26 protein-coding genes and 1 tRNA gene are annotated in these 21755 nt (G+C 62.8%); 11 read left to right on the forward strand and 16 right to left on the reverse strand.

Annotation, left to right across the window (positions count from 1 at the left end):
* Window positions 1–75: 75 nt before the first annotated feature.
* The 3 genes from ychF to N8A98_RS14680 all read right to left on the reverse strand — a co-directional run bounded on the left by ychF (window position 76) and on the right by N8A98_RS14680 (window position 2656).
* Window positions 76–1173 (reverse strand): redox-regulated ATPase YchF, encoded by a 1098-nt coding sequence (gene ychF / locus N8A98_RS14670; protein WP_262166387.1) that lies wholly within the window; start codon window positions 1171–1173, stop codon window positions 76–78.
* A gap of 62 nt (window positions 1174–1235) precedes the next feature.
* Window positions 1236–1754: a disulfide bond formation protein B gene (locus N8A98_RS14675; RefSeq protein WP_262166389.1), complete on the reverse strand. Its 519-nt coding sequence runs from the start codon at window positions 1752–1754 to the stop codon at window positions 1236–1238.
* Window positions 1755–1831: 77 nt separating this feature from the next.
* Window positions 1832–2656 (reverse strand): DUF72 domain-containing protein, encoded by an 825-nt coding sequence (locus tag N8A98_RS14680; RefSeq protein WP_262166390.1) that lies wholly within the window; start codon window positions 2654–2656, stop codon window positions 1832–1834.
* 185 nt (window positions 2657–2841) lie between these two features.
* On the opposite strand from N8A98_RS14680, the gene N8A98_RS14685 reads away from it, so the two are divergent.
* Together N8A98_RS14685 and N8A98_RS14690 are read left to right on the forward strand one after the other, a co-directional pair.
* Entirely contained in the window at window positions 2842–3510 is a 669-nt protein-coding gene (locus N8A98_RS14685; protein WP_113123262.1) for a response regulator transcription factor, read from the forward strand.
* Window positions 3507–4862 carry a sensor histidine kinase gene (locus N8A98_RS14690; RefSeq protein WP_262166393.1) on the forward strand — a complete coding sequence of 452 codons (1356 nt, stop codon included), beginning with the start codon at window positions 3507–3509 and terminating at the stop codon, window positions 4860–4862. The genes N8A98_RS14685 and N8A98_RS14690 overlap by 4 nt, the downstream gene beginning before the upstream one ends.
* A gap of 10 nt (window positions 4863–4872) precedes the next feature.
* Here the strand turns inward: N8A98_RS14690 and N8A98_RS14695 are convergent, their stop codons facing one another.
* The gene (locus tag N8A98_RS14695) at window positions 4873–5454 is read right to left on the reverse strand and encodes a DUF308 domain-containing protein (RefSeq protein ID WP_262166394.1); all 582 of its coding nucleotides are present in this window, start codon (window positions 5452–5454) and stop codon (window positions 4873–4875) included.
* 62 nt (window positions 5455–5516) lie between these two features.
* Complete coding sequence (locus N8A98_RS14700) at window positions 5517–6095, reverse strand: TetR/AcrR family transcriptional regulator (protein ID WP_262166395.1); 579 nt, start codon at window positions 6093–6095, stop codon at window positions 5517–5519.
* Between the two features lie 174 nt (window positions 6096–6269).
* Here N8A98_RS14700 and N8A98_RS14705 point away from each other — a divergent pair, with 174 nt between their 5' ends.
* Together N8A98_RS14705 and N8A98_RS14710 are read left to right on the forward strand one after the other, a co-directional pair.
* Window positions 6270–7196: a manganese catalase family protein gene (locus tag N8A98_RS14705; protein ID WP_262166396.1), complete on the forward strand. Its 927-nt coding sequence runs from the start codon at window positions 6270–6272 to the stop codon at window positions 7194–7196.
* 14 nt (window positions 7197–7210) lie between these two features.
* A complete protein-coding gene (locus N8A98_RS14710; RefSeq protein WP_262166397.1) occupies window positions 7211–7717 on the forward strand; it encodes a ferritin-like domain-containing protein in 507 nt (168 codons plus the stop codon).
* Between the two features lie 18 nt (window positions 7718–7735).
* Here N8A98_RS14710 and N8A98_RS14715 read toward each other — a convergent pair whose 3' ends face one another.
* Window positions 7736–8581, reverse strand: a complete 846-nt coding sequence (locus N8A98_RS14715; RefSeq protein ID WP_262166398.1) for a helix-turn-helix transcriptional regulator — start codon at window positions 8579–8581, stop codon at window positions 7736–7738.
* A gap of 98 nt (window positions 8582–8679) precedes the next feature.
* Here N8A98_RS14715 and N8A98_RS14720 point away from each other — a divergent pair, with 98 nt between their 5' ends.
* From N8A98_RS14720 to N8A98_RS14730, 3 genes are all read left to right on the forward strand, one after another.
* Window positions 8680–9579 (forward strand): SDR family oxidoreductase, encoded by a 900-nt coding sequence (locus N8A98_RS14720; protein ID WP_262166399.1) that lies wholly within the window; start codon window positions 8680–8682, stop codon window positions 9577–9579.
* A gap of 203 nt (window positions 9580–9782) precedes the next feature.
* On the forward strand, window positions 9783–10154 hold the full coding sequence (locus N8A98_RS14725) for a MarR family winged helix-turn-helix transcriptional regulator (RefSeq protein ID WP_262172003.1): 372 nt from the start codon (window positions 9783–9785) through the stop codon (window positions 10152–10154).
* Window positions 10151–10885: an NADPH-dependent F420 reductase gene (locus N8A98_RS14730; RefSeq protein ID WP_262166401.1), complete on the forward strand. Its 735-nt coding sequence runs from the start codon at window positions 10151–10153 to the stop codon at window positions 10883–10885. The genes N8A98_RS14725 and N8A98_RS14730 overlap by 4 nt, the downstream gene beginning before the upstream one ends.
* A 131-nt stretch (window positions 10886–11016) precedes the next feature.
* Here the strand turns inward: N8A98_RS14730 and N8A98_RS14735 are convergent, their stop codons facing one another.
* Window positions 11017–11700, reverse strand: a complete 684-nt coding sequence (locus N8A98_RS14735) for an outer membrane protein (RefSeq protein WP_162740421.1) — start codon at window positions 11698–11700, stop codon at window positions 11017–11019.
* A gap of 226 nt (window positions 11701–11926) precedes the next feature.
* On the opposite strand from N8A98_RS14735, the gene N8A98_RS14740 reads away from it, so the two are divergent.
* A tRNA-Leu gene (locus N8A98_RS14740) sits at window positions 11927–12010 on the forward strand.
* Between the two features lie 28 nt (window positions 12011–12038).
* Here N8A98_RS14740 and N8A98_RS14745 read toward each other — a convergent pair.
* The 4 genes from N8A98_RS14745 to N8A98_RS14760 form a co-directional block, all read right to left on the reverse strand.
* The gene (locus N8A98_RS14745; RefSeq protein ID WP_262166402.1) at window positions 12039–12911 is read right to left on the reverse strand and encodes an alpha/beta fold hydrolase; all 873 of its coding nucleotides are present in this window, start codon (window positions 12909–12911) and stop codon (window positions 12039–12041) included.
* A 27-nt stretch (window positions 12912–12938) separates the two neighbouring features.
* Complete coding sequence (locus N8A98_RS14750; RefSeq protein ID WP_262166403.1) at window positions 12939–13553, reverse strand: hypothetical protein; 615 nt, start codon at window positions 13551–13553, stop codon at window positions 12939–12941.
* A gap of 70 nt (window positions 13554–13623) precedes the next feature.
* On the reverse strand, window positions 13624–14046 hold the full coding sequence (locus tag N8A98_RS14755) for a hypothetical protein (RefSeq protein WP_262166404.1): 423 nt from the start codon (window positions 14044–14046) through the stop codon (window positions 13624–13626).
* A 156-nt stretch (window positions 14047–14202) separates the two neighbouring features.
* Window positions 14203–15159, reverse strand: coding sequence for an alpha/beta hydrolase (locus N8A98_RS14760; RefSeq protein WP_262166405.1), 957 nt, complete (start codon window positions 15157–15159; stop codon window positions 14203–14205).
* A gap of 246 nt (window positions 15160–15405) precedes the next feature.
* Between N8A98_RS14760 and N8A98_RS14765 the strand changes: the two genes are divergently transcribed.
* Window positions 15406–16761, forward strand: coding sequence for an MATE family efflux transporter (locus tag N8A98_RS14765; protein ID WP_262166406.1), 1356 nt, complete (start codon window positions 15406–15408; stop codon window positions 16759–16761).
* Window positions 16762–16794: 33 nt separating this feature from the next.
* Here N8A98_RS14765 and N8A98_RS14770 read toward each other — a convergent pair whose 3' ends face one another.
* On the reverse strand, window positions 16795–17394 hold the full coding sequence (locus tag N8A98_RS14770; protein ID WP_262166407.1) for a TetR/AcrR family transcriptional regulator: 600 nt from the start codon (window positions 17392–17394) through the stop codon (window positions 16795–16797).
* A gap of 107 nt (window positions 17395–17501) precedes the next feature.
* Between N8A98_RS14770 and N8A98_RS14775 the strand changes: the two genes are divergently transcribed.
* Window positions 17502–18251 (forward strand): SDR family NAD(P)-dependent oxidoreductase, encoded by a 750-nt coding sequence (locus N8A98_RS14775; RefSeq protein ID WP_262166408.1) that lies wholly within the window; start codon window positions 17502–17504, stop codon window positions 18249–18251.
* Between the two features lie 139 nt (window positions 18252–18390).
* Here the strand turns inward: N8A98_RS14775 and aac(3) are convergent, their stop codons facing one another.
* The 3 genes from aac(3) to N8A98_RS14790 all read right to left on the reverse strand — a co-directional run bounded on the left by aac(3) (window position 18391) and on the right by N8A98_RS14790 (window position 20233).
* On the reverse strand, window positions 18391–19167 hold the full coding sequence (gene aac(3), locus N8A98_RS14780; RefSeq protein WP_262166409.1) for an aminoglycoside 3-N-acetyltransferase: 777 nt from the start codon (window positions 19165–19167) through the stop codon (window positions 18391–18393).
* Between the two features lie 6 nt (window positions 19168–19173).
* A complete protein-coding gene (locus N8A98_RS14785; RefSeq protein ID WP_262166410.1) occupies window positions 19174–19590 on the reverse strand; it encodes a winged helix-turn-helix transcriptional regulator in 417 nt (138 codons plus the stop codon).
* Between the two features lie 73 nt (window positions 19591–19663).
* Entirely contained in the window at window positions 19664–20233 is a 570-nt protein-coding gene (locus tag N8A98_RS14790) for a DJ-1/PfpI family protein (protein WP_262166411.1), read from the reverse strand.
* A gap of 166 nt (window positions 20234–20399) precedes the next feature.
* On the opposite strand from N8A98_RS14790, the gene N8A98_RS14795 reads away from it, so the two are divergent.
* Window positions 20400–21563, forward strand: a complete 1164-nt coding sequence (locus N8A98_RS14795; RefSeq protein ID WP_262166412.1) for a D-alanyl-D-alanine carboxypeptidase family protein — start codon at window positions 20400–20402, stop codon at window positions 21561–21563.
* Here the strand turns inward: N8A98_RS14795 and N8A98_RS14800 are convergent, their stop codons facing one another.
* Window positions 21564–21728 carry a sulfurtransferase TusA family protein gene (locus N8A98_RS14800; RefSeq protein ID WP_262166413.1) on the reverse strand — a complete coding sequence of 55 codons (165 nt, stop codon included), beginning with the start codon at window positions 21726–21728 and terminating at the stop codon, window positions 21564–21566.
* Window positions 21729–21755: the final 27 nt, after the last annotated feature.

A 21755-nucleotide genomic window follows, 5' to 3' on the forward strand; every position in this document is an offset into this window, starting at 1 on the left:
CCGCTTTTCACGGCAACTTCCGAAAAGCTAGGCCGACTTCCCACCCATCACCGCCGTTGCCCCGCTAGGCCGAGCTCAAGTATTAAACTTGAACAGCATCACGTCGCCGTCTTTGACGACGTATTCCTTGCCTTCGTCGCGGGCTTTGCCGGCTTCCTTGGCGGGGACTTCGCCGCCCAGGGTGACGAAGTCGTCATAGGCGATGGTCTGGGCGCGGATGAAGCCGCGTTCGAAATCGGAGTGGATGACACCGGCGGCCGCGGGGGCCTTGTCGCCCTTGTGGATGGTCCAGGCGCGGGTTTCCTTGGGGCCGACGGTGAAATAGGTCTGTAGGCCCAGCAGCGCATAGGCTTCGCGGATCAGCCGGTTGAGGCCGGCTTCGTGCAGACCGAGAGACTCGAGATATTCGGCCTGTTCGGCATCGGGAAGCTGGGCCAGCTGGCTTTCGATTTCGGCCGAGATGATGACGACGCCCGCGTCGTGCTTATGGGCGTAGTCTTCCACCAGCTTGCTCATGGCATTGCCGTTTTCGGCGGAGCCTTCATCGACATTGCAGACGTAGAGGGCGGGCTTGGAGGTCAGCAGCTGGAGTTCCTGGAAGGCTTTTTCTTCCTCGGCGTCGCGCTTGACGAAGCGGGCGGACTTGCCATCGCGCAGCAGGACCAGGGCGCGGTCGATCAGCTCGAGGGTGAGCTTGGCGTCCTTGTCGTTCTGCTTGGCTTTCTTCTCGACGCCGTTGCGGCGCTTTTCGAGACTTTCAAGGTCGGCCAACATCAGCTCGGTCTCGACCACTTCAGCATCGGCGAGCGGATCGACCTTGTTGGCGACGTGGATGATGTTGTTGTCTTCAAAGCAGCGCAGCACATAGGCGATGGCGTCGCATTCGCGGATATTAGCGAGGAACTGGTTGCCCAGCCCTTCGCCCTGCGAGGCGCCCTTCACCAGCCCGGCAATGTCGACAAAGCTCATGCGGGCGGGCAGCACGTTGATCGACTTGCCAATGGCGGCGAGCTTATCGAGGCGGGCGTCCGGCACCGAGACTTCGCCCACATTGGGCTCGATGGTGCAGAAGGGGAAGTTCGCGGCCTGGGCGGCAGCGGTGCGGGTAAGCGCATTGAAAAGGGTCGACTTGCCGACATTGGGCAGGCCGACGATGCCCATCTTGAAACCCATGGGGAACTCCGGAAATTGTTGGCTTCCACATGGTTCGGATGGGCTGAGATGTCAATGCGAACCTAAGCGGCGCGCTTGTTGCCCCGCCATTGCAGCGCGATCGAGATCAGCAGCAGCACGACGATACCGGCCGAGATCAGGGCATTGTAGCCGGCCAGCGAAATGCCGAGAAAACGGAACTGGACGACGTCGCAGCCGATGACATGGGCGTCGTTCATATTGCTCAGGGCATTGAAATCCATGGCGTCGCCAACGCCGGTGCAGGCGGTGGGGCCCGGCCAGAAGCCCCATTCGACGCCGGCATGGAAGCCGCCCATATAGGTGCCCCAGGCGAAAATGGCGGCCGCGATGGCCATGGCGATATACCACACCGTCAGCGGCAGCTTGTTCCAGGCGAGCAGGATCAGCAGCAGGAGCGGCAGGCCCCAGTAATAGGCGAGGCGCTGTTCAAGGCAGAGCTCGCAGGGGACCAGCCCGCCGATCAGCTGGCTGCCCCAGGCGCCGGCAATGGTGGCAAGGCCGAGCACGAAGGCGATGGCGGCGGTGATCTTGTCGAGGGGCCGGGAGGTAGGGGCTGGCATGGGACGTTCCGTGTGACGCTGTACTCGCGTCGATAAAACCGAATTGGGGCGAATTCCAGCGGGGAACGGCGATGTGATCAATCGCCGGGCAGGGTGATGCCCAGCGCCTGGCGCAGGGCAATGGCATTGGCGGGCGCGTGCAGCTTATCCTCGTGCACGAAATAGGCGAAAACGTCCTTGCCGGACTTGGCCCAGGCGCTGATCGTTTCGGCCCAGTCGGCAATGTCATCGGGCTCGTACCCCGTTGCGCCGGGGCGGGAGGGGCCCTGCAGGCGGCAATAGGCGAAATCGGCGGTCAGCTCGCGGGCGGGGTATTCGGGGGTGTCGGCGATGACCTGCGCCACATTGTGGCTGGCCAGCAGGTCGCGGACTTCGGGCGTGGCGAAGCTGGCATTGCGCAGCTCAATGGCGTGGCGAATGGTGGTGACGCCAGCGGTGTCGAGATAGGGCGGGGTTTTGAGCCGAGTGTCGGCCTCCGCGGCGAGGGCGGTGTATTGCTCGGGCGTCTTGGGCAGCAGCTCGAGGAAGGCGCCGAATACTTCGGGCTTGTAGCTCAGATTGGGCGGCAATTGCCAAATGAAGGGTCCCAGCTTTTCGCCCAGGGCGAGGGGGCCGGAGGCGAAGAAATTGGCCAGTTCGGCCCGGCAATCCTTGAGCCGCTTGATATGGGTGACCAGTTGCGGGCCCTTGATCGAGAACACGAAGCCCTCGCGCGCCTCGCCGGCCCATTTGGCGAAGCTGGCGGGCTTTTGCGTGGCTCGGAAGGTGGCGTTGATCTCGATGGTGCCGAGGCGGGAGCTGGCATAGGCCAGTTCCTTTTTCTGAACCAGCCCCTGCGGAAAGAAGGTGCCGCGCCAGGGTTCGTAAACCCAACCCGCCGTGCCCGTTCTGATTGTAGCCATGCCAAAGGTCTTCCACGATAAGCCAAAAGCTCAATGACTGCAGAGCCACCAGTTGTTGGGTGATACCATAGGGGCGGATGGCTGCGCTGACCATCGGTCACCATCAAAAAAGCCGGGCTCCCCTGCCGTGCAATGCAGCCGCAATGTCTGTCGCTAGACTGCCGAAAGCCCGATAGGAATGATGCATGCGCATTTTGCTGGTCGAAGACGAGATGAATATGGCTGCGGCGCTGACCGCCGCGCTGAGCCGCCACGACATCGTGGTGGATCATGCCCGCACGCTCGAAATTGCGGAGGAGGCCTGCCGCAGCGGCGTGCATGATGCGGTGCTGCTCGACCGCAAATTGCCGGACGGTGACGGCCTGTCGTTGATCCCCGTACTGCGGCGGGAGCATGCCGGCCTGCCGATCATCGTGCTGTCGGCGCTGGGATCGCTCGATCATCGCGTCGCGGGGCTCGACCATGGGGCCGATGACTATCTGGCCAAGCCGTTTTCCACCGACGAGCTGTTGGCACGGTTGCGCGCGGTGATGCGCCGCCCGGCCCAGATCGGGGAGAGCACAGTCAATGTTGGTTTGCTGCGGTTCAATCTCACCGCCCGCCATGCCGAAGTTGCGGACGAGCCGCTGGACCTGACGCGGCGCGAATTGCTGGCACTAGAAATATTGGTGCGGCGCTCGGGCAGGACGGTGCCGCGCAGTGCGCTGGAAGAGGCGGTCTATGGCTATGACGATGAGATCGCGTCCAATACGCTGGACGCCCATATCTCGCGGCTGCGCCGCAAGCTGAGCGGAGCGGGGGTGGAAATCCACGCCATTCGCGGCCTGGGCTACTTGTTGCGGGCGGCATCATGAAGCCGTGGAACTATCCGTCCCTGCGTGTCAGGCTGACCTGGCGCATGGTGGCGATGCAGGCCCTGGTGCTGATTGCCTTTACCAGCGTGGTGGCGATCCCGATCGTCGAGCTGATCCGCCAGGAACAGGGGCTCGATGACGGGGTTATCGAGCACATTGCCGACTCGATCCAGCGCACTGCCGCAGGCGATTTGGAGGTTGTGCTCAACGAGGACATGATCGAGAAATCAGCCGATTTTCCCCGGTTCTGGTTCTATGCGATCGATATTGACGGTCATTCGGCGCAGATGGGGAACATTCCCGCGGGAGTCGCAGATCTCCTCGAGGACCTGCCGCGGCTAAACTCCGCCAATATTGCCGATATCGGCCTATCCGAGGCGCCCACTGCCATCGTGCGGCGGGAGAACCGCGATGACGGCACGTTGTGGATCATTACCGGCGGCGGCCCCGAGGTCGGCTTCAAGGCGCTGTTTGCAACGTTCGGGGATTCGCTCTTTCTCGGCCTGCTCTTCCTGTTGACCCTGGTTTCCTTCCTGGTCATCCCGATGGTGGTGACCCGCCAATTGCGGGGCGTGGCCCATGTGGCGGCGGAAGCGGACAGGATCGATGTCGACCAGCGCGGCATCCGCCTGTCCTCGGCCCATGTGCCCGAGGAACTTCATTCCCTGGTGGGAGCGGTCAATTCGGCGTTGCAGCGCCTCGATGACGGCATGGAGCGGCGGCAGCGCTTTCTGGCCGATGCGGCCCATGAATTGCGTACGCCCATCGCCATATTGCAGACCCGTATCGAACTGCTGCCCGCTGACGAGCAGCGCAGCCGGCTGCTGCTCGACGTGGCGCGGCTGGCTAATCTGGCCAACCAATTGCTCGACCTGCAACGGCTCGACGCCGACCTGACGGTGTTCCAGCCAGTCAACCTGGTCGACCTGGCCGCCCAGGTTACCGCCGACATGGCGCCCTTGGCGATCGCCGCCGGGGACGAGATTTCCTTCGATGCCGAAGTGGACAACGTCACCATTGCGGGCGACGCAGCGTCGCTTTCGCGGGCCATTGTCAATCTCATCCAGAACGCGGTGATCCATGGCGGCAGCGAAACCGCTATCCGGGTCGGGGTGGGTCGCGACGGCTCGCTGCGCGTTGCCGATACCGGGCCTGGCATTGCCGAAGAACACCGCCAGACCATTTTCGAGCCCTTCAATCGCGTCGTGCCGCTCGATCAGGGGGCCGGGCTCGGGCTCAACCTAGTGCGGGACATCATCGCCCGTCACCACGGCCAGATCACCGTGGGAGACGCCCCTGGAGGCGGCGCGCTGTTCGAGATCTCCCTGCCTGTCGCCAGCCCGGCAACCTAGCGCGCCAATGCTATGAACGAGTACGCCTCCCCAAATGCTTGCCGATGAGCAGCGACAGTGCCGAAACCAGGAAATAGATGGCGCCAAACGCGGCGTATCCGGCCACGACGGGCAGGACCGCCGGCACGGGCTGTTGCGCCTGGACGACGAAAAACGCGCCGGCAAGTGCCGATTGACCGCCGCTCAGGATCATTGCCCATTGCGCGCCTGACGATTTCCAGCGGCGGATGGCGGTGCCCAGTTGCAGCAAGCCGGACAGGATGGCCCATGCGCCAAATACCGTCAGCACGGCGTTCAGCCCTGCCTGCAGGGCGATAAACACGGCCAGTGTGGTGACCAGACTGACGAAAACGTTGATCGCTTGCGTATTGTTTTGGAGTAGTCCGCCGTTGCGAGTGGCGTCCACATAGTTGGCCGCTGCGTCCCAGAGCGGGTAAATTACCAGCAGGATGGCGCCAAGAGCTGCATTGCTCTGCCCAAGCGTCAGGGCGAATGCTACCCAGACTACAGAGAATGCCGCGCGGGAGATATAATAGGTGGCGAGCCAGCGGTCCTGAGCTGACCGGGCGGAGTTCTCGTCGATGGTGGGCATTTTGTTCTATCTACTAGTTGGAAGGTCTGAGGGGGTGAAATGGACGTAGAGGTGAGATTTATTTAGCTGGAGAGGCGGGCTCGCACCGAAGCGGTGATCATGCCAAACAGTTTTGGATTGCCATGGACTCGGGCCGATAACATCGCTCCGTGGACCGCAGCCATGAAGGCCTCCGCTTCGGTTTGGGAGGCGCTTTGAAGCTGAAAGATGCCCGACTTGGCGCCACGTTCAAAGGCCGACGCCAGCCATTCCGACAAGGTCTCGAAGTGCAGGCGCACTTCCTTGGCGACTGCTGCGGGTAGGGCGGGCAACTCGCTGGCCAGAAGCGCGCATATGCAGAATGGCGCGCTTGCGTCGACAATGCACTTTTCCCAATAGGCGATGTAATTCGAAAGCTGCTCGCCCGGGTCCTTGGCCGTTCGTTCAAGCGCGGCAAATCCGGCTCGCGCGTCCTCGCGGTAGCGAAGCACCAGAGTGCGCACCAGGTCGACCCTGCTGGGAAAGTGGTGGTGAATACTGGCTTTGCGGATGCCGACAATCTCGGCGATATCCGCATAGCTGAAGCCGTTATATCCCCCCGCAACGATCAGCGGCCGGGCAGCGGCAAGGATATCGTCGGAGGTCGAGGAAAGATGGGTCATAAACTTACCTACCTATTGATAGGTAGGATGTCAAGCGGCCTTGCTTGGAGAGAGGCGGGTAGCAGGCCAGAGTTCACCTAAGCAGTACAAGTTCGGCCGCTTAACCCACGTTAGCGTGGGATCGAACTGTCAGGGCCTTCCGTTGCGGGCAAGCACCAAACGGAGAGCCCAACCATGTTCATGCGTGTCGATCGACTGATCACCGAACTGCCACCGCCAGCTGCCGCAGACCCCAATGCGGCCGCAGCGCTGCAGGAGCTGCTCGGCGGCAAATATGCCGAGATGTCCACGCTCGGAAATTACATGTTCCAGAGCTTCAACTTTCGCTCCAAGGACAAGCTGCGGCCGTTCTATAGCCTTGTCGCCTCCATCACGGCCGAAGAGCTGGCGCATGTGGAACTGGTGAGCAATGGCGTCGCCATGCTGAACAATGGCCCCGACAAGCCCCAGGGGGACAAGGGCGATGGCGGCGATATCTCCAAGACGCCGTTCGAGGCGATGCAGGACATTCGTCTCGCCTCAGCCTTCCTGTCCAATGGGGGTGGCTCAACGCCGGTGAATGCCAATGGCGTGTCGTGGAACAACGACTTCGTCACCACGACGGGTAATCTGATTTTCGACTTGCTGCACAATTTCCATCTCGAATGCGGCGCACGCCTGCACAAGCTGCGGGTTTACGAGACGGTCAGCGATCCGACCGGACGCGAAGTGTGCGGCTATCTGCTGGTGCGCGGCTCGGTGCATGCCCATTCCTATGCATTGGCACTGAAGAAGCTGACCGGCGTGGATATCGAGAAGATGCTGCCAACGCCCAATATTCCGCTCTCCAACATTCCTGAATGCCAGAAATATCTGGATGAGGGCTCCCATCGCCGCCTCTACACCTGGAGCCAGGGTGACTACCAGGAAATCTCCGGCATCTGGTCCAATGACGAAGTCGCGCTGCCCGACGATCCGCCGGGGCCGCTCGAAGTGGTCGAAGGTATGCCCGATGGCGGCAAGATCCAGCAATTGGTCGGCATCCCGTCGGCCTTCACGCCAGACTATGCGCCCGAGGAAATGTTCGAGATCGCCGCCAAACTTTACAAAGCCTCACGCTAAAACCGGAGCAGACCATGACTGACACTCGCGATATCTTCATCACCGGCTTGCGCAATGCCCATGCCATGGAAAACCAGGCGCTGGCGATCATGAAACCGCAGGCCGAACGCATCGAGAACTACCCCGAGGTGGCGCGCCGCCTGGAAGAGCATATTGGAGAAACCGAGGGGCAGATCGAACGGTTGGAACGCATCCTCGATACGTTGGGTGAAAAGCGGTCCTCGCTCAAGGACATGGCATTGTCGGTGGGCGGGGCCATGGCGGCCATCGGTCACTCGGTGGCGCCCGATGAAATCGTCAAGAACAGCTTTGCCAATTTCGCCTTCGAGAATTACGAAATCGCCGCCTACAAGTCCCTGCTCGCCTTGGCGCAGCAGGCCGGCGATGCTGGATCGGTACAGCTTTTGGAAGCCAACCTGGCCGAGGAGCAGGCGATGGCGGAGTGGCTGGATGACAATATCGAGGCGGTGACGCTGCAATATGCCTCGCTGCGGGAAAGTGGTGAAGCAGCAAAGCGCTAGCGCGAAGCGCCGGCCGGGCTACGAACGGGTGGCCTCATTATCGAGCGCGGCGATGAGCGACCTCACCAGGTCCGCATCGCGGCTCGAGGCCGGATGGTAGATCACCATGCCAAGCTCGGGACGCCCGTCAATGGCGAAGCCTGAAAATTCAAGCTCCAGCAGGCCGACCCCGGGATGATGGATGCGCTTGATGCCTTCATGCTTGGTGGCGACCTCATTGTCGCGCCAGAGCCGGTTGAATTCCGGGCTTGTTCGGGACAGCTCGTCTACCAGCACCATGCTCTCCTCGGTGGCGCCGGCCCGCGCCACGTCCGCGCGGAACGAGCCTACCACATAGCGGGCAACGCTTTCCCAATCCTCCTGTTTGGCCCGGACACGTGAATCGGCGAACATGAGCCGAAGGATGTTCCGCTGCTGCCGCGGAAGCTTGCTGTAATCGGTCAGTACCGCCGCCGCCGCCCGGTTCCAGGCGACGACATCCCAGGTGGCTGTCTTGATGATGGCCGGGCTGTTGCCGAGGGTGTCCAGCACGCGTTGCAGCCTGGGCGTCACACCGTCAATTGCCTTGTAACGCACCTCCGGCGGCCGGCCGAGACCGAGCAGGAAAAGATGCTCCCGTTCGGGTTCGGTGAGCATGAGGCCCTTTGCGATGCGATCGAGTACATCGGCCGAGGGGGCGCCACCACGGCCCTGTTCCAGCCAAGTATACCAGGTCGGACTGATATTGGCGCGTTGCGCGACTTCCTCGCGGCGCAATCCCGCAGTGCGGCGCCGCCCGCCGATGAAGCCCAGCGCCGCTGGATCGAGCCGGGTGCGGCGATCCCGCAGGTAAGTCCCCAAGACGTTGGTGGCGGGAGCGGTCATGGCGAGCCAGTTGGTTTTTATACTATGATAAAGTCACTACTTTAACAGGAAGAGATATAGGTCCATCTGGCAGACCGAACAACCAGAAAGGTGCTGCCATGCGTGTTTTCCTGACCGGCGCGACCGGCTTTATCGGCTCCAAGATCGTGCCCGAACTCATCAATGCCGGACATGAGGTTTTAGGGCTAACCCGGTCGGAGGACGGGGCGGCGGCGCTGGTCCGGGCCGGTGCCGAGGTCTATCGCGGCAGTTTGGAGGATCCCCAGACCCTCGCGCGTGGTGCATCACAGGCAGACGCAGTCATCCACACCGCTTTCGATCACGACTTCACCAATTTCGTCGCCAATTGCGAAAAGGACCGACGGGTGATCGAGGCAATCGGCGGCGCGCTCGCCGGATCGAACAAGCCATTTCTGATCACGTCCGGCTCGGGGATGGGGAGCGGAGCGCCCGGTGAGCCGGCGCTGGAACGGCAGTTCGACCGCAATAATTCAAATCCGCGAAAGCTGTCCGAACTGGCCGGAGAAGCGGTGGCGGCCAAGGGCGTGAGCCTTGCCGTGGTGCGGCTGCCACAGGTGCACGACACCAAAAAGCAGGGGCTGATCAGCCCGATGATCGAGATCGCGCGGGCTCACGGCTTTGTGGCCTACGTCGGCGACGGCAAGGAGCGCTGGGCCGCAGCCCATGTCTCCGACGTCGCCCGCCTGTACCGCCTGGCACTTGAAAAGCACGAGGCTGGAGTGCGCTATCATGCCGTTGCCGAGGAGGGCGTCTCGATGCGTCAGGTTGCCGAGGCGGTGGGACTGGGCCTGGGTGTTCCCGTGCGTTCCCTGTCTTTGGAGCAGGTTGCCGATTACTTTGGACCATTGGCGCATTTTGCCACTCTGGACATGCCGGCATCGAGCGAATGGACGCGCAACACGCTTGGTTGGAACCCAACCGGCCCGAGCCTCATCTCGGACCTGCAGCGTATGAACTACACCGCCGCCGCGCACTGATCGCCTAGCGCGCCGCGGCCTGGCGTCCGACCCTGGAGGGTTGCAATTCTGGAGGGAGCGTTTATCTAGTGCGCTAGATACTGGTTCAATAGTGAACCCTGGTCTGTCGCGAGGATACGATGACACCTCAGAAAAGCGCGTCGCATCAGGTTCGGACGCAAATCTCGTTCGCGGTCTACGGCGCGGCGGGTCGAATGGCGCGCATGCACAAGCCGTTCCTTGATCCGCTGGGTCTGACCTTTCCCCAATATCTGGTGATGCTGGAGCTTTATGCGGCGGCGCCCCGATCGGTGGGTGAGCTCGGAAACGCCTTGGGGATGGATACCGGCACGATCACGCCGCTGCTCAAGCGGCTCGAGACCAGCGGGATGGTGACGCGGATGCGTGACCCCGAGGATGAACGCCGTGTCCTGGTCGATCTGTCGCCCGCTGGCCGCAGCATCAAGGACGAGGTCTGGAGCATTTCCGACAAGATCAAGAGTGCGTGCCGCATGACCGAGGACGATCTGGTCGCGCTGCGGGACACTCTGCATGACTTCGCTCATCCCGCTAAACCTGAAAGGTCACAGACATGAAAATCGCAGTCATTGGCGCCGGCAATATCGGCGCGCAGGTCGCCAAGAAGCTGGACGCCGCCGGCCACCAGGTGAAACTGGCCAACTCACGTGGTCCCGAAAGCCTTGCCGAAACCGTGGCTGGCACCGGCATCGAGGCCGTTGAGAAAGAGGCGGCCGTGCAGGATGCCGATGTGGTCATCCTCTCGGTGCCTTTCGCCCGGAACCCGGACCTGGCATCGATTGTCGCCGGCGCCCCTGCGGGGGCGATCGTGGTCGACACTTCCAACTATTATCCCGCCCGTGACGGCAAAATTTCCGAGGTGGAGAGCGGCAAGCCGGAGACCGTTTGGGCCAGCGAACAAGTGGGACGCCCCCTGGTCAAGGCCTGGAATGCGCTGCTGACGCAGACATTGGCCGAGGCCGGTTCGGGGCCCGGTACTCCAGATCGCATTGCCATCCCGATTGGGGGTAACGACGCGGCGGCCAAGGCCCTTGTCGCCGATCTGGTCAGCATTACTGGCTTCGATATTGTGGATGCCGGCAGCCTTGAGGAGTCCTGGCGGCTGCAGCCGGGCACCCCGGCCTATTGCACCGAGCTGACTGCCACCGAGCTCAAAGCGGCGCTTGCCGCGGCCGACAAGGGGCGTGCTGCATCGAACCGCGACGCCATTATGGCATCGTTTTCCAAGCCGGGTGCACAATTCACCCGCGCCGGCGCAGTCGCAACCAATCGGTCGCTCACTGCCTGAGATATTGGCCGCGGCAGTGGCCAAAAACGCGCATGGGCAGCCGGTTTATACCGCTGCCCATGCTTTTAATTTTGTTGGTAGATCCGGGTTTGGTGGCGCTGGATGGATAGTCATCCGCGCCGCTACGCCAGCTAGAACTTGTAGTTGATGCCGGCGCGGACAACGCTGAAGCGTTGGGTGGCGTCGATGCTGCCGCCGGGCAGGCCGCCATAGGTCTGGGTGCCCAGATCGACATAGAGATATTCGGCCTTGACGGTGATGTTTTCGGTGGCGGCGGCTTCAAGGCCCACGCCAGCCGTCCAGCCCAGGTGGTTCTTGCTCTGGCTGGTGATCACGTCGGCGGGGTTGGTCACGCTGGCCGTGCCGCGGCCCCAGGCGACGCCGAGGGTTGCATAGGGCATGACCTGGCCGAACACCATGCCGGCGCGGCCGCGCAGCGTGCCATAGGCGTCGAGGCCGACCTTGGACGTGCCGATGCCGGCGAGGTCTTCTTCATGGCCGATGCTGGTCCAGTTGAGGTCGGCTTCGCCGCCCAGCACGAAGCCGCCCATGTCCATATTGTAGCCGACCTGGCCGCCCAGGTTCCAGCCATTGGACTTGTTCTCGGTTTCCACGCCGCCGCCGGTGGGCTTGCGGGTCAGCTCGCCCCAGGCATAGCCGGCATTCACGCCGGCGTAAAAGCCGCTCCAGGTCGTGGCGGGCGCATAGAAGGAGCCGCCGCCGCTATTATTGCCGCCATTCCAGCCAAGATCGGCGGCGAATGCCGGAGTGGTGACTAGCAGTGCGGTGGCAAGCGCAAGGGCCTGGCGATTCATGGTCGTCCTCGTCGGTCGGAAAATATGGGTATTGGTTTTCCGTAAAATGCGACGGAATAAATTAACGCTGCGGTAAGGAACGTGGTTAACGCGGCCCGGTAGCGTGCTGGCAGCGTTCACTTTTTCGCGGGAACGGGGCGGGCGCCGCGCGGACGGACGAAAATCGTGGAGCCGGCAGCGACGCTGTTGCGGAGCAGGACGAGCTGCGCTAGAGAGCATGACTTGTGCCCCTCTGGCGGAATGGTAGACGCAGAGGACTCAAAATCCTCCGCCGCAAGGCGTGCCGGTTCGAGTCCGGCGGGGGGCACCAATCCCGGTAGATTTGAGCCTTACGCGCTTTATGCGCCGTGTTGCCGCACGAAGCGATGCATCAGGTCGGCGCAGAGATCGGCATGGGTTTCGAGCAGCAGGTGGGGGCCATCCAGAATGTGCGCTTCGAGCCTGGGTAGATCCTCGAGCCAGGAGCGGGTTTCTTCCAGCTCGAAATAGGGATCGTGGCGGCCCCAGAGCAGCAAAGCCGGCGGCTGGCGGTTTTTGAGATAAGCGGCGATCTGGTCGAACCGCGCGACATGGTGCTGGTAATCCCGCACCAAAGCGCGCTGGAGCTCGAGCCGGCCCGGGAGCGACATCACGCGCCAGTCTTCTTCCCAATCCCTGGGATTCATGCGGGCGGCAATGTCGTCGGGCACGCCGCTGACATATTGGGCGCGCGTTCCCTCGGCAGTGAGGTGGGCGTAGGCGGCCGCGGTGTTTTCGGCGTCGGGGCTTTTCCAGAAGGCTCGCACCTGCGCCCAAGTCGGACCCATGCCGCTTTCATGGGCATTGGCATTCTGGATGATCAGGCCCAGTACCTGATCGGGCCGGCGCATGGCGATGTGCAGGGCGGCGGGCGCGCCGTAATCATGCAGGTAAATGAACATCCTGGTGATGCCGAGATGATCCAGCAGGCCCTCGATCAGGTCGGCGAACTGCGCGAAGGTGGCGGGCTCGATGACGTCGGACGCGCCATAGCCCGGCAGGTCGGGGGCGACGACGCGACATGATTGGGCAAGGGTGGGGATGATCGGCTTGAACATGCGCGAGGAATTGGGCATGCCGTGCAGCAGCAGGAGACCCGGTGCATTGGCATCGCCGGCGAGCGTGACGTGAAGCGAGACGCCGTCGATGGCGATGTACTGCTCGGTGAATTTGGAGTTGTCGCTGTTTGGCATGACTGCCTCCCGTGGCGATTTGTCCGGTCAGAATGGGCCCTGCAGATGATCAAGCCCGCGTCGTTCGCGGTCTGGGTCGCGATTGAAGCCGGGAGCGGTGGGGTCGAAATATTGCCAGCCCTCTTCTTCGTAGCGGGCGCGGCGTTCGGTGATGTCGACCTGCTGGGCCTTGGTGAAGATATCCTCGACTACCCCCGCCTGGCTTTCATCGACGCGCACCGAAACGACGCTGCCGCCGCGGCGGACGCCTTCGGCAAAGACGTGGGCATCCTGTTCGTGCACGCCCGAGCTGGTGAAGGCGCCGATGACGCCACCGGTGGCGCCGCCCAATGCGGCCCCGGCAACGGCGCCGACCGCGGTCGATACCAGCCAACCGGCGGCAATGACCGGACCGATACCGGGTATGGCCAGGGCGCCGAGGCCGGCCAATAGACCGCCCGCGCCGCCGATGATGGCACCGATACCGGCGCCAGCACCCGCGCCGTCAGCGGCCTTGTCATCGGCATTGTCTTCTCCCACTTCGTCATCGAGGGTCGAGACGACGAGGGAAATATCGTCTTCGGGAATGCCGGCGGCTTCCAGGCCCCGTACCGCCTGAGCCGCCAGGGTATAATCGTCGAACAGGGCGGTCATGGTCTTCATGGCGCGTCTCCAATCCAGCTAATGTGGATGTGAAACGAAGAGACTGGCGCGAGCGTTCCCGAGCGGTGGTTCAGTCGGGCTTGATGGCCTTGGCGTAGAGCCGCACCATGCTGAGCGGCATGCCGGGGCGCTGGAAATAGACGCGGGCGCGCAGATCGGCCTTGCGGCCGCTGCGGAACAGCCTGGTGCCCAGGGCCTTTTCGGCGGCTGCCTCGGGCGAGTTCACGCCATCGACCTGATGCTCCGGCGGCTCGGCGCCTCCCGAGGCAAGATCGACCACGCGATAGCTTAACGGCATAACCAATTCCCCTGTCGGGCTATCCTTAGCATGCGCCGCGGTAGCTGGTGGCACGGAATTGGTGAACTCGATTTCGAGCGCGACCTCGATGGCTTCTTCGATCAACAGGCCGATTGCGGGGGCCTGCGGGTCCTTGGGCAATGTGAAGAGGGCCTGTTCCAACTGGTCACGGACCAGCCGCGCTTCTTTCGGCATGGGTGCTCTCGCATCGGGTGGTTTGAAACCAATCGAAACCCGCCACATTCGCCGGCGCGGACTTTAGGTTCGGCTCTTCTGAGCTGACTATCGATTGACCCCCACCATTCGCGTCAAAAAACGGCCATCAGATGACGGGATTTGCGGGCTTTTTATTCAAAGTTTCGGCTCGTGCCACTGGCTGTCGATGAAGCTCAGCGCGTCGCGGATGCCGGTGGCCCAGACGTCCCAGGAATGATCGCCATTGGTGATGCGAAATTCGACCGGGCGATTGTCCGCCTGCATGGTTTCGTAGAAGGCGATGGCGCCGCGCCAGAGCTTGTGGCTGTCGTCGTCGCCCACGGTGAGGAACAGCGCGGGCAGGTCGGTATTGTCGGCAATGGCCTGGGCGAGGAGCGTGAAAACGTTCTGACTGTTGAAGCGACGGGCATCAAACGGGTTGCCGAAGGCGCTGCCGAAATGGGGTGGCACCGGCGGCAGGTCGATGCCGGTCGAGACGTCGGCTGGGTCGTTGTGGTGGAAATAGGTGCTGTCGATGATCAGGGACATGGCTTCGGGGGCCAGATCCAATTCGTCGACGGGCACGTTTTGCCAGATGGCGCCGGACAGGCTGGCGGCGGATGTGAAGAGGTCGGGATGGGCGAGGGCGAGGCGAAGGGCGCCATAGCCGCCCATGGAGAGACCCGCAATGGCGCGGCCACCTTTGTCGGTGCGGACGGGATAGGCGCTTTCGATGGCTTGGCGGAGGTCGGTGACGACAGCAGTTTCGGAATTGCCGGGGCCGCCGATATCGCGGGAATCGACGTACCAGCCTTCGGGACCGGCGCCGGGCATGACCACGAGGGCAGGTGTGATGGTGTGGCCCATCATGTCGTCGAGCGTGGGTTGGATATGGCCCAGATCACGCCAACTGGTCTGATCGCCGCCCAGGCCGTGCAGCAGGTAGATGACGGGCCAACCACCTGGGGGAGGGGCGCCATCGGGGCGGTAGACCAGGGCGTTGATGATGCCGCCCAGGCCGGGACTGGGGAAGGATTTGCTCTCCATGGTGCCGGCCAAGGACGGATAGCCAAGTAGCGAGATAAGCAGCGCTGCGCAAAGGGCTTTGATCATGGCGCAATACTAGCGGTGTGGCGTTTGCTCAACAATGGCCGGGGGAAGCCGCCTGCGCCGTTGACGACTTTGGGAGCCAAGCGTAGACAAGCGGCCGTGTCATTTCAAAGCCTCAAGCGCCCGTCCAGCCGGCACCCGATCTTTTGGGTGTGAAATGGTCCCCGCAGTGTCTCCCAGCATAATGGATTGCTACTGTGTTCAGGGCCGACGTGACGCAATTTTGTTGAGGCTTTCTGGAGCGTTCTGATGAACCCCATGTCCAAGCCGCTCTGGCAGCGGTTTACGTTTTTCCTAATTCCGTTGATGGTTTCCAACATCCTGCAGTCGCTGTCAGGAACCGCCAATGCCGTCTATGTCGGGCAGATGGTTGGGGTGGAGGCGCTGGCTGCGATCTCCACTTTCTTCCCTATCCTGTTCTTTTTGATGAGCTTTATCATCGGGCTCTCCTCGGGCGCCACGGTGCTGATCGGGCAGGCCTGGGGCGCGCGCAATGTTGACAAGGTCAAGCAAATTGCTGGCACAACGCTCACCGCGACGATCACTTTAGGCGTCATTGTCGCCATTATCGGTGGCACGTTTACGCCGCAGATCATGCAGGTGCTGGGTGCGCCCGCCAACATCCTGGGATTGTCGACCGACTATGCGCGGATCGTGCTGATCGGCATGCCGGGCTTTTTCGTGTTCCTGGTTGTGACGTCGGTGTTGCGCGGGGTGGGCGACACGGTGACGCCGCTGATGGCATTGATCATTTCGCTGATGGTGAGCCTGTTGGTGACCCCGGCGCTGATTCAGGGCTGGTTTGGCCTGCCCAAGCTGGGGCTGCTGGCGGCGGCTTATGCGTTTATCGCCGGCTTTGTCAGCGTGCTGATTTTCCTCTTCATCTATATGCGCGCCCGCAAATTGCCGCTGGCGCCGGACGCGACTTTGTTGCGGGCCATGGTGCCCGACTTCAAGCTCCTGGGGTTGATCCTGCGGCTGGGCGTGCCGGCCGGGTTGCAGATGGTGATTTCCTCGATCTCGGCCATTGTGGTGGTGGGGCTGGTCAATGGCTTTGGCTCGGATGCCACGGCGGCCTATGGCGCGGTCAACCAGGTGATCGGCTATGTGCAGTTTCCGGCCATGTCGATCGGCATTGCCGCCTCGATTTTCGGGGCGCAGGCCATTGGCGCGGGGCAGGCGGGGCAATTGTGGGGGATCACCAAGACGGCGCTGGTGCTCAACCTCATCATCACCGGCACGTTGATCCTGGTCGCGTACCTGTTCTCCCAGCATCTGGTGGCGCTGTTCATCACCGATCCGGCGGTGATCGAGGTGACCGAGACGCTGCTGCATATCGTGCTGTGGAGCATGCTGTGCTTTGGCTGGAGCGTGGTGTTCTCGGGCATCATGCGCTCGAGCGGCACTGTGGTGGCGCCCATGGTGATCTCGCTGGCCTGTATCCTGCTCATCGAATTGCCGGGGGCTGTAGTGCTCAGCCGGACGAGCCTGGGGCTACATGGCATCTGGATCGCTTATGCGGCGAGCTTCACGGTGATGCTGGTGGCGCAAGCGAGCTGGTATCGCTTCGTGTGGCGCAAGAAGAAGATCGTGGCGCTGATCTAGCAACAATGAAGGCCGGGGAGGAGCCCGCCTTTTTCATGCGCCGACCAATGAATCCCATGCGGCGAGTGCGCCGGTAACGATGCGATCGAGATCGGCCTGCTGGGCGCCGTCGCGGGCTTCGATGGCAAGGCCATTGATCACCGTGGCGTAGAAGGTGGCAATGGCCTGCGGGTCGGCGCTGGCCGGCACGTCGCCATCGGCAATGCCGCGGGCCAGGCGGGCGGCCAGATGGTCGCGCGTGGCCTGGCGGCGGCGAGTCAGGTGGGCGCGGACTTCGGCATTTTGCGGCGTGCCGACCGTGGCCGCGAGCACGATAAAGCAGCCGGGCGGCGTATCGGGATTGAGCTGGGATTCGGCATTGCGCCGCAGCGTTTCGGCAAAGGCAATGCGGGCGGTGGGCGCCTCGTTCAAGGCGTCCGGGGAAAAGCAGCCATAGCGGTCTTCATAGAGCTGGAGGGCTTCGAGGAACAGATTTTCCTTGTTGCCGAAGGCGGCGTAGAGGCTGGGCTTGCCGATGTCGAGCGCTTCGGAGAGGTCGCCAACCGAGGTGCCCTCATAGCCGCGCTCCCAAAACAGCAGCATGGCATCATGCAAGGCCTTGGTTCGATCAAACTCGCGCGGGCGTCCTGCCAAAACCGGGTGTCCAAATGATTTTTCTACCGATCAGTATAAAACCATTGACCGGCCATCACAAGCCGGTCTAGCTATTATGTACCGATCGTTAGAAAATGGAGATGAATATGCGGTCCAAACCCGAACTTCTCGACCAGGTCGCCCTTGTAACCGGGGGCAGCCGCGGCATTGGGGCGGCGATTGCCATTGCCCTGGCGAGGGCCGGCGCCGATGTGGCCTTCACCTTTGCCAGCAATGGCGAGCGGGCCGAGGCAGTCAGCCGGCAGATCACCCAGCTTGGCCGCAAGGCGCTGGCGTTCCAGGCCGATTCAGCTGATGCGGACGCGGTGGTTGCAGCCGTCGAGCGCACCGTGAGCCATTTCGGCAAGCTCGATGTGCTGGTCAACAATGCCGGGGTCGGCGATGGCGGTCCGTTTGCCGATGTCTCGCAAGCCGATTTCGACCGGTTGTTCGCCATCCATGCGAGAGCCCCATTTTTCGCAGCGCAAGCGGCGGCGCGGCACATGCCCAATGGCGGCCGGATCATCTCCATCGGCAGCAATCTGTCGACCCGCGTTCCCGATGCGGGCCTGGCGCTCTATGTCTCCAGTAAATCGGCATTGCTCGGCATGACGCGGGCATTGGCGCGTGAGTTGGGGCCGCAGGGGATTACCGTCAACACCGTCGATCCCGGCTCGACCGATACCGATATGAACCCCGCCAATGGGGCTCATGCCGCTAGCCAACTGATGCATAACGCATTGGGCCGGTTCGGTGCGCCGGACGATGTCGCGGCGGCAGTCCTGCACCTGGCGGGACCAGGCGGCCGCAGCATTACCGGAAGCTCGATCTTGGTCGATAGCGGCTTTAACGCCTAGGACCAGTCGGCATTCGCTGATGCTGGCCTGCAAATGGCGGTTTTCTGCGCTTCCGGTGCTCACGTACCCAAAAGTACGCTGCGCTCCGGTTCTCGAAATCCGCCATTTTCGGCTCAGCCTGAGTGAATGCCGACTGGTCCTACGGCGGACAGCGATGTTCCAGCCAATCGACCGCGAAAGCGACGATGGCTGGGGCATCGACCAGCACTGACGGGGCGTGGCCGATCAGGCCGCGCCGGCCCTGGCCGGTGGCCAGGAAATCCTCGACCACGTCGGCGAAATAGTCATCGGGCAGTCCTTCGACCACCGGGTCGGACGTGTCGAATTCCTCAAAGTCGCGCCATGTCGTCTGCCCGTCCACAAGGATCGGCGCTTGATAGCGGCGCAGGCGCTTGCCGGGAATGTCGGCGAGATGTTCGGCGTGGTGCAGCAAGGTCATGGTATCGAGCGGCGCGCCGATCAGCATGGTCTTGCCGCCCGCTTCGACCAGCTTGCCGAAGGGCGATTGCGGGCCATAGCCATAGTCGAGCGCATGATCGGCGGTGAACCATTCGGCCCTGCCACCCAGAGCGGCGCAGGATGCCCCGGGACTGGCGCTGCGCCGGGCGCCGGGCGTGGTGCGCAGCAGCTCGGGAAAGGCGCCATTGTCGCGCGTGGCGCGGGAGCGTTCGGGATCGAACGGGGGTACGTCGACGCGCAAAGCCGGGTCCGGCAGGTCGCGGTCGTCATAGTTCCAGTCGCAATAGCCCATGATCGTGCCGGTGGGCCCGACTGTGTCCATGAGTGCTGCTATCAGGGCGTCGGGCCCGCCAAGCACGGGTCCGACCGAGCGCAGGCCGGCGTGCACCAGAATGGCGTCACCGGGCTCGATGCCAAATGCAGAGATTTGGCCTGCCAATACCGACCGCGTCCACATGGCCGATCAGTCGCGAGCGTAGGCGGCCTTGCGTGGTTCGGCCGGGGTGGTTGTGGTTTCGCGGGCGTCATAGATGGCGCGGGCTTCCATGATGGTGCCGTGATGTTCGGCCGACCAGTCCCAGAGGCCGCTGATCGGCACCTGGAGGGTCTTGCCCAGCTCGGTCAGGCTATATTCCACGCGCGGCGGCACTTCGGGATAGATGGTGCGGGTGACCAGCCCGTCGCGCTCGAGATTGCGCAGGGTCAGGGTCAGCATGCGCTGGGACACGCCATTGATCATGCGCTTGAGCTCGTTGAAGCGCAGCGTGCCATTCTGGCCGAGAATGCCCACGACCATGACGCTCCACTTGTCGCCGATGCGGTTGAGCACGTCGGACATGGCCAGGCAATTGGCGGATTTGGAGGTGTCGGTGAGAGACATGTGCGGACCTTAGGCTCGGATAACTTAGGCACAAATATAAACACGGTTACTGCTTGTGCCTAGGGGTAAGTGATCATGCCGCCTGATGTTCGGCGCCGTAGAGCCTGAGATAGTAGTCCAGATCGCCGTTGCGCAGGCCCAATGTCTCCAATACGCCGCCCATGAAGCTCACCGGAGCCGTGCCCGGCGCGGTGACGATCCTGCCATCGACCACTGCCTGCGGCTGATCCTTGTAGTGCGCCGCGCCGGCATAGCCACTCGGGGTGAGATTGTCGGCTGAGTTGGAGGTATGCGCGACGTTGTCGAGAATGCCGGCGCGGGCGAGCGCCAGCGTGCCATCGCAAATGCCGGCCACGGTCTTGCCGGCGTCGCGGCTTGCTACGAGCACTGCCGTGATATCGGGCGGGGCATCGCTGGCCCATGCACTGCCACCGCAGACGACGAGGGCGTCGAACGTGGCGGCGTCGATGTCTTCCACTGCCAGATCCGGCGTTATCCTGAGGCCACCGGCCGAGGTGACCGGCTTGCCGCCCGGCGTGGCGAATTTGGTGTTGATGCCGAGATAGCTGCGGGCGCCGGCATTGAGCAGGGCGGTTTCCCAATCGGCAAAGCCTTCGGTCAGAACGGTGATGACGGTGGTCATGGTGGTGTCTCCTCGTGTCCGTGTTGCCACAAAGTTGAACGCTTGTGCTGCCAGAGGGTGTCAGGAGCGGTCAAAAGCCTGTCACCGGGGGCTTGGCCACATTGAGATAAGGGGAGGGCGCTGGTAAGAGGAGGCGCCTTCCCGACATACTCGGAGACTTTGTCACTTGCCGTTTGCCCGCCGTCTCGGCCTTTTCGCCTTTGCCTGCCTTGTCAGCCTCGCCGCCGCCCTTGGGACAGCGCGGGCCAATCCGATGCTGCTGGTCGATATGGACAATCTCGACGTGCTTTATGCGCAGGAGGCGGGACAGCCCTGGCACCCGGCATCGCTGACCAAGATGATGACGGCCTATGTGGTGTTCGAGGAAATCGCCAAGGGGACGGTGACGCTGGATACGCCGGTGATCCTGTCGGCCAAGGCGCTCAAGCAGGCGCCCTCGCGCTCGGGCCTGCCGGTGGGCAGCGCCATGAGCCTCAAGGACGCGCTTTATGTGATGATCGTCAAATCGGCCAATGACACGGCCATGGCGATCGCCGAGACGGTGGGCGGCAGCGAAGCGGGCTTTGTTGCCAAGATGAACGACGTGGCGGCCCGGATGGGGCTGACCGCCAGCCATTTTAACAATCCCAATGGCCTGCATGATCCGGGGCAATATATGTCGGCGCGGGATCTGGCCGTGCTGGCGCTCTATATCCGCCAGAGCTTTCCGCAATACCTGCCGATGTTCGGCACCGAAGCGGTGCAGGTGGGCAAGGCGCGGCTGGAATCGCAGAATGAATTGCTGACCAAGTTTTCCGGCACGACCGGTATGAAGACCGGCTTTGTCTGCGCGTCCGGGCTTAACATGGTGGCCACGGTGGAGCGCAATGGGCGCCGGTTGCTGGCCATTGTGCTGGGTGGCTCGTCGGCGCGCGAGCGCAATGAGCGGGCGGCTGAACTGGTGCTCAAGGGCCTGTCCGGCAGCATGCAGCCGAGCGGCCAGACCGTGCTCAATCTGGCCAATAATCCGGGTGCGGCGCCGGTCGATATGCGCGCCAATATCTGCGGCAAGGGCTCGCAGGATTATGTGAAAGCGCAGGAAGCAGCTTTCCCCATGGGCCTCAAGGGCCAGCCGACCTACCTGACCGATACGGTCGTGCCCAACACCTATGTGGCGACCGATCTGGGGCGGATGGCGGTGGGTGTGGTACTGCCGCGGCCGCGGCCGGCGCATGTGCCGATGTTTGCCGCGCCGACGACGACGGAAGCGGCATTGGATGGCGGGCTGCGGCCTGGCGTGCCAGTGGCGGGCGGGGATATCCCGGTGCCGCGGACGCGGCCGGTTTTTTGATCAGCTTTTAAGGATGGAAAACCGCAGCACGTCACCCTCGGTGGCGAGGCTGCAGGCGTGCCCGTGCTGGCGGCAATAGAGCGGGATATCGACCTTGGCCATGGGGTCGGTGGCGAGCACGATCAGGGCTGCGCCGGAGGGCAGGCTATCGAGCCGTTTCTCCATGCGCAGCACCGGGAGGGGGCATTTGAG

Origin of the sequence: Devosia neptuniae, assembly GCF_025452235.1 — a bacterium.
In the GTDB taxonomy this organism is placed as follows: domain Bacteria; phylum Pseudomonadota; class Alphaproteobacteria; order Rhizobiales; family Devosiaceae; genus Devosia.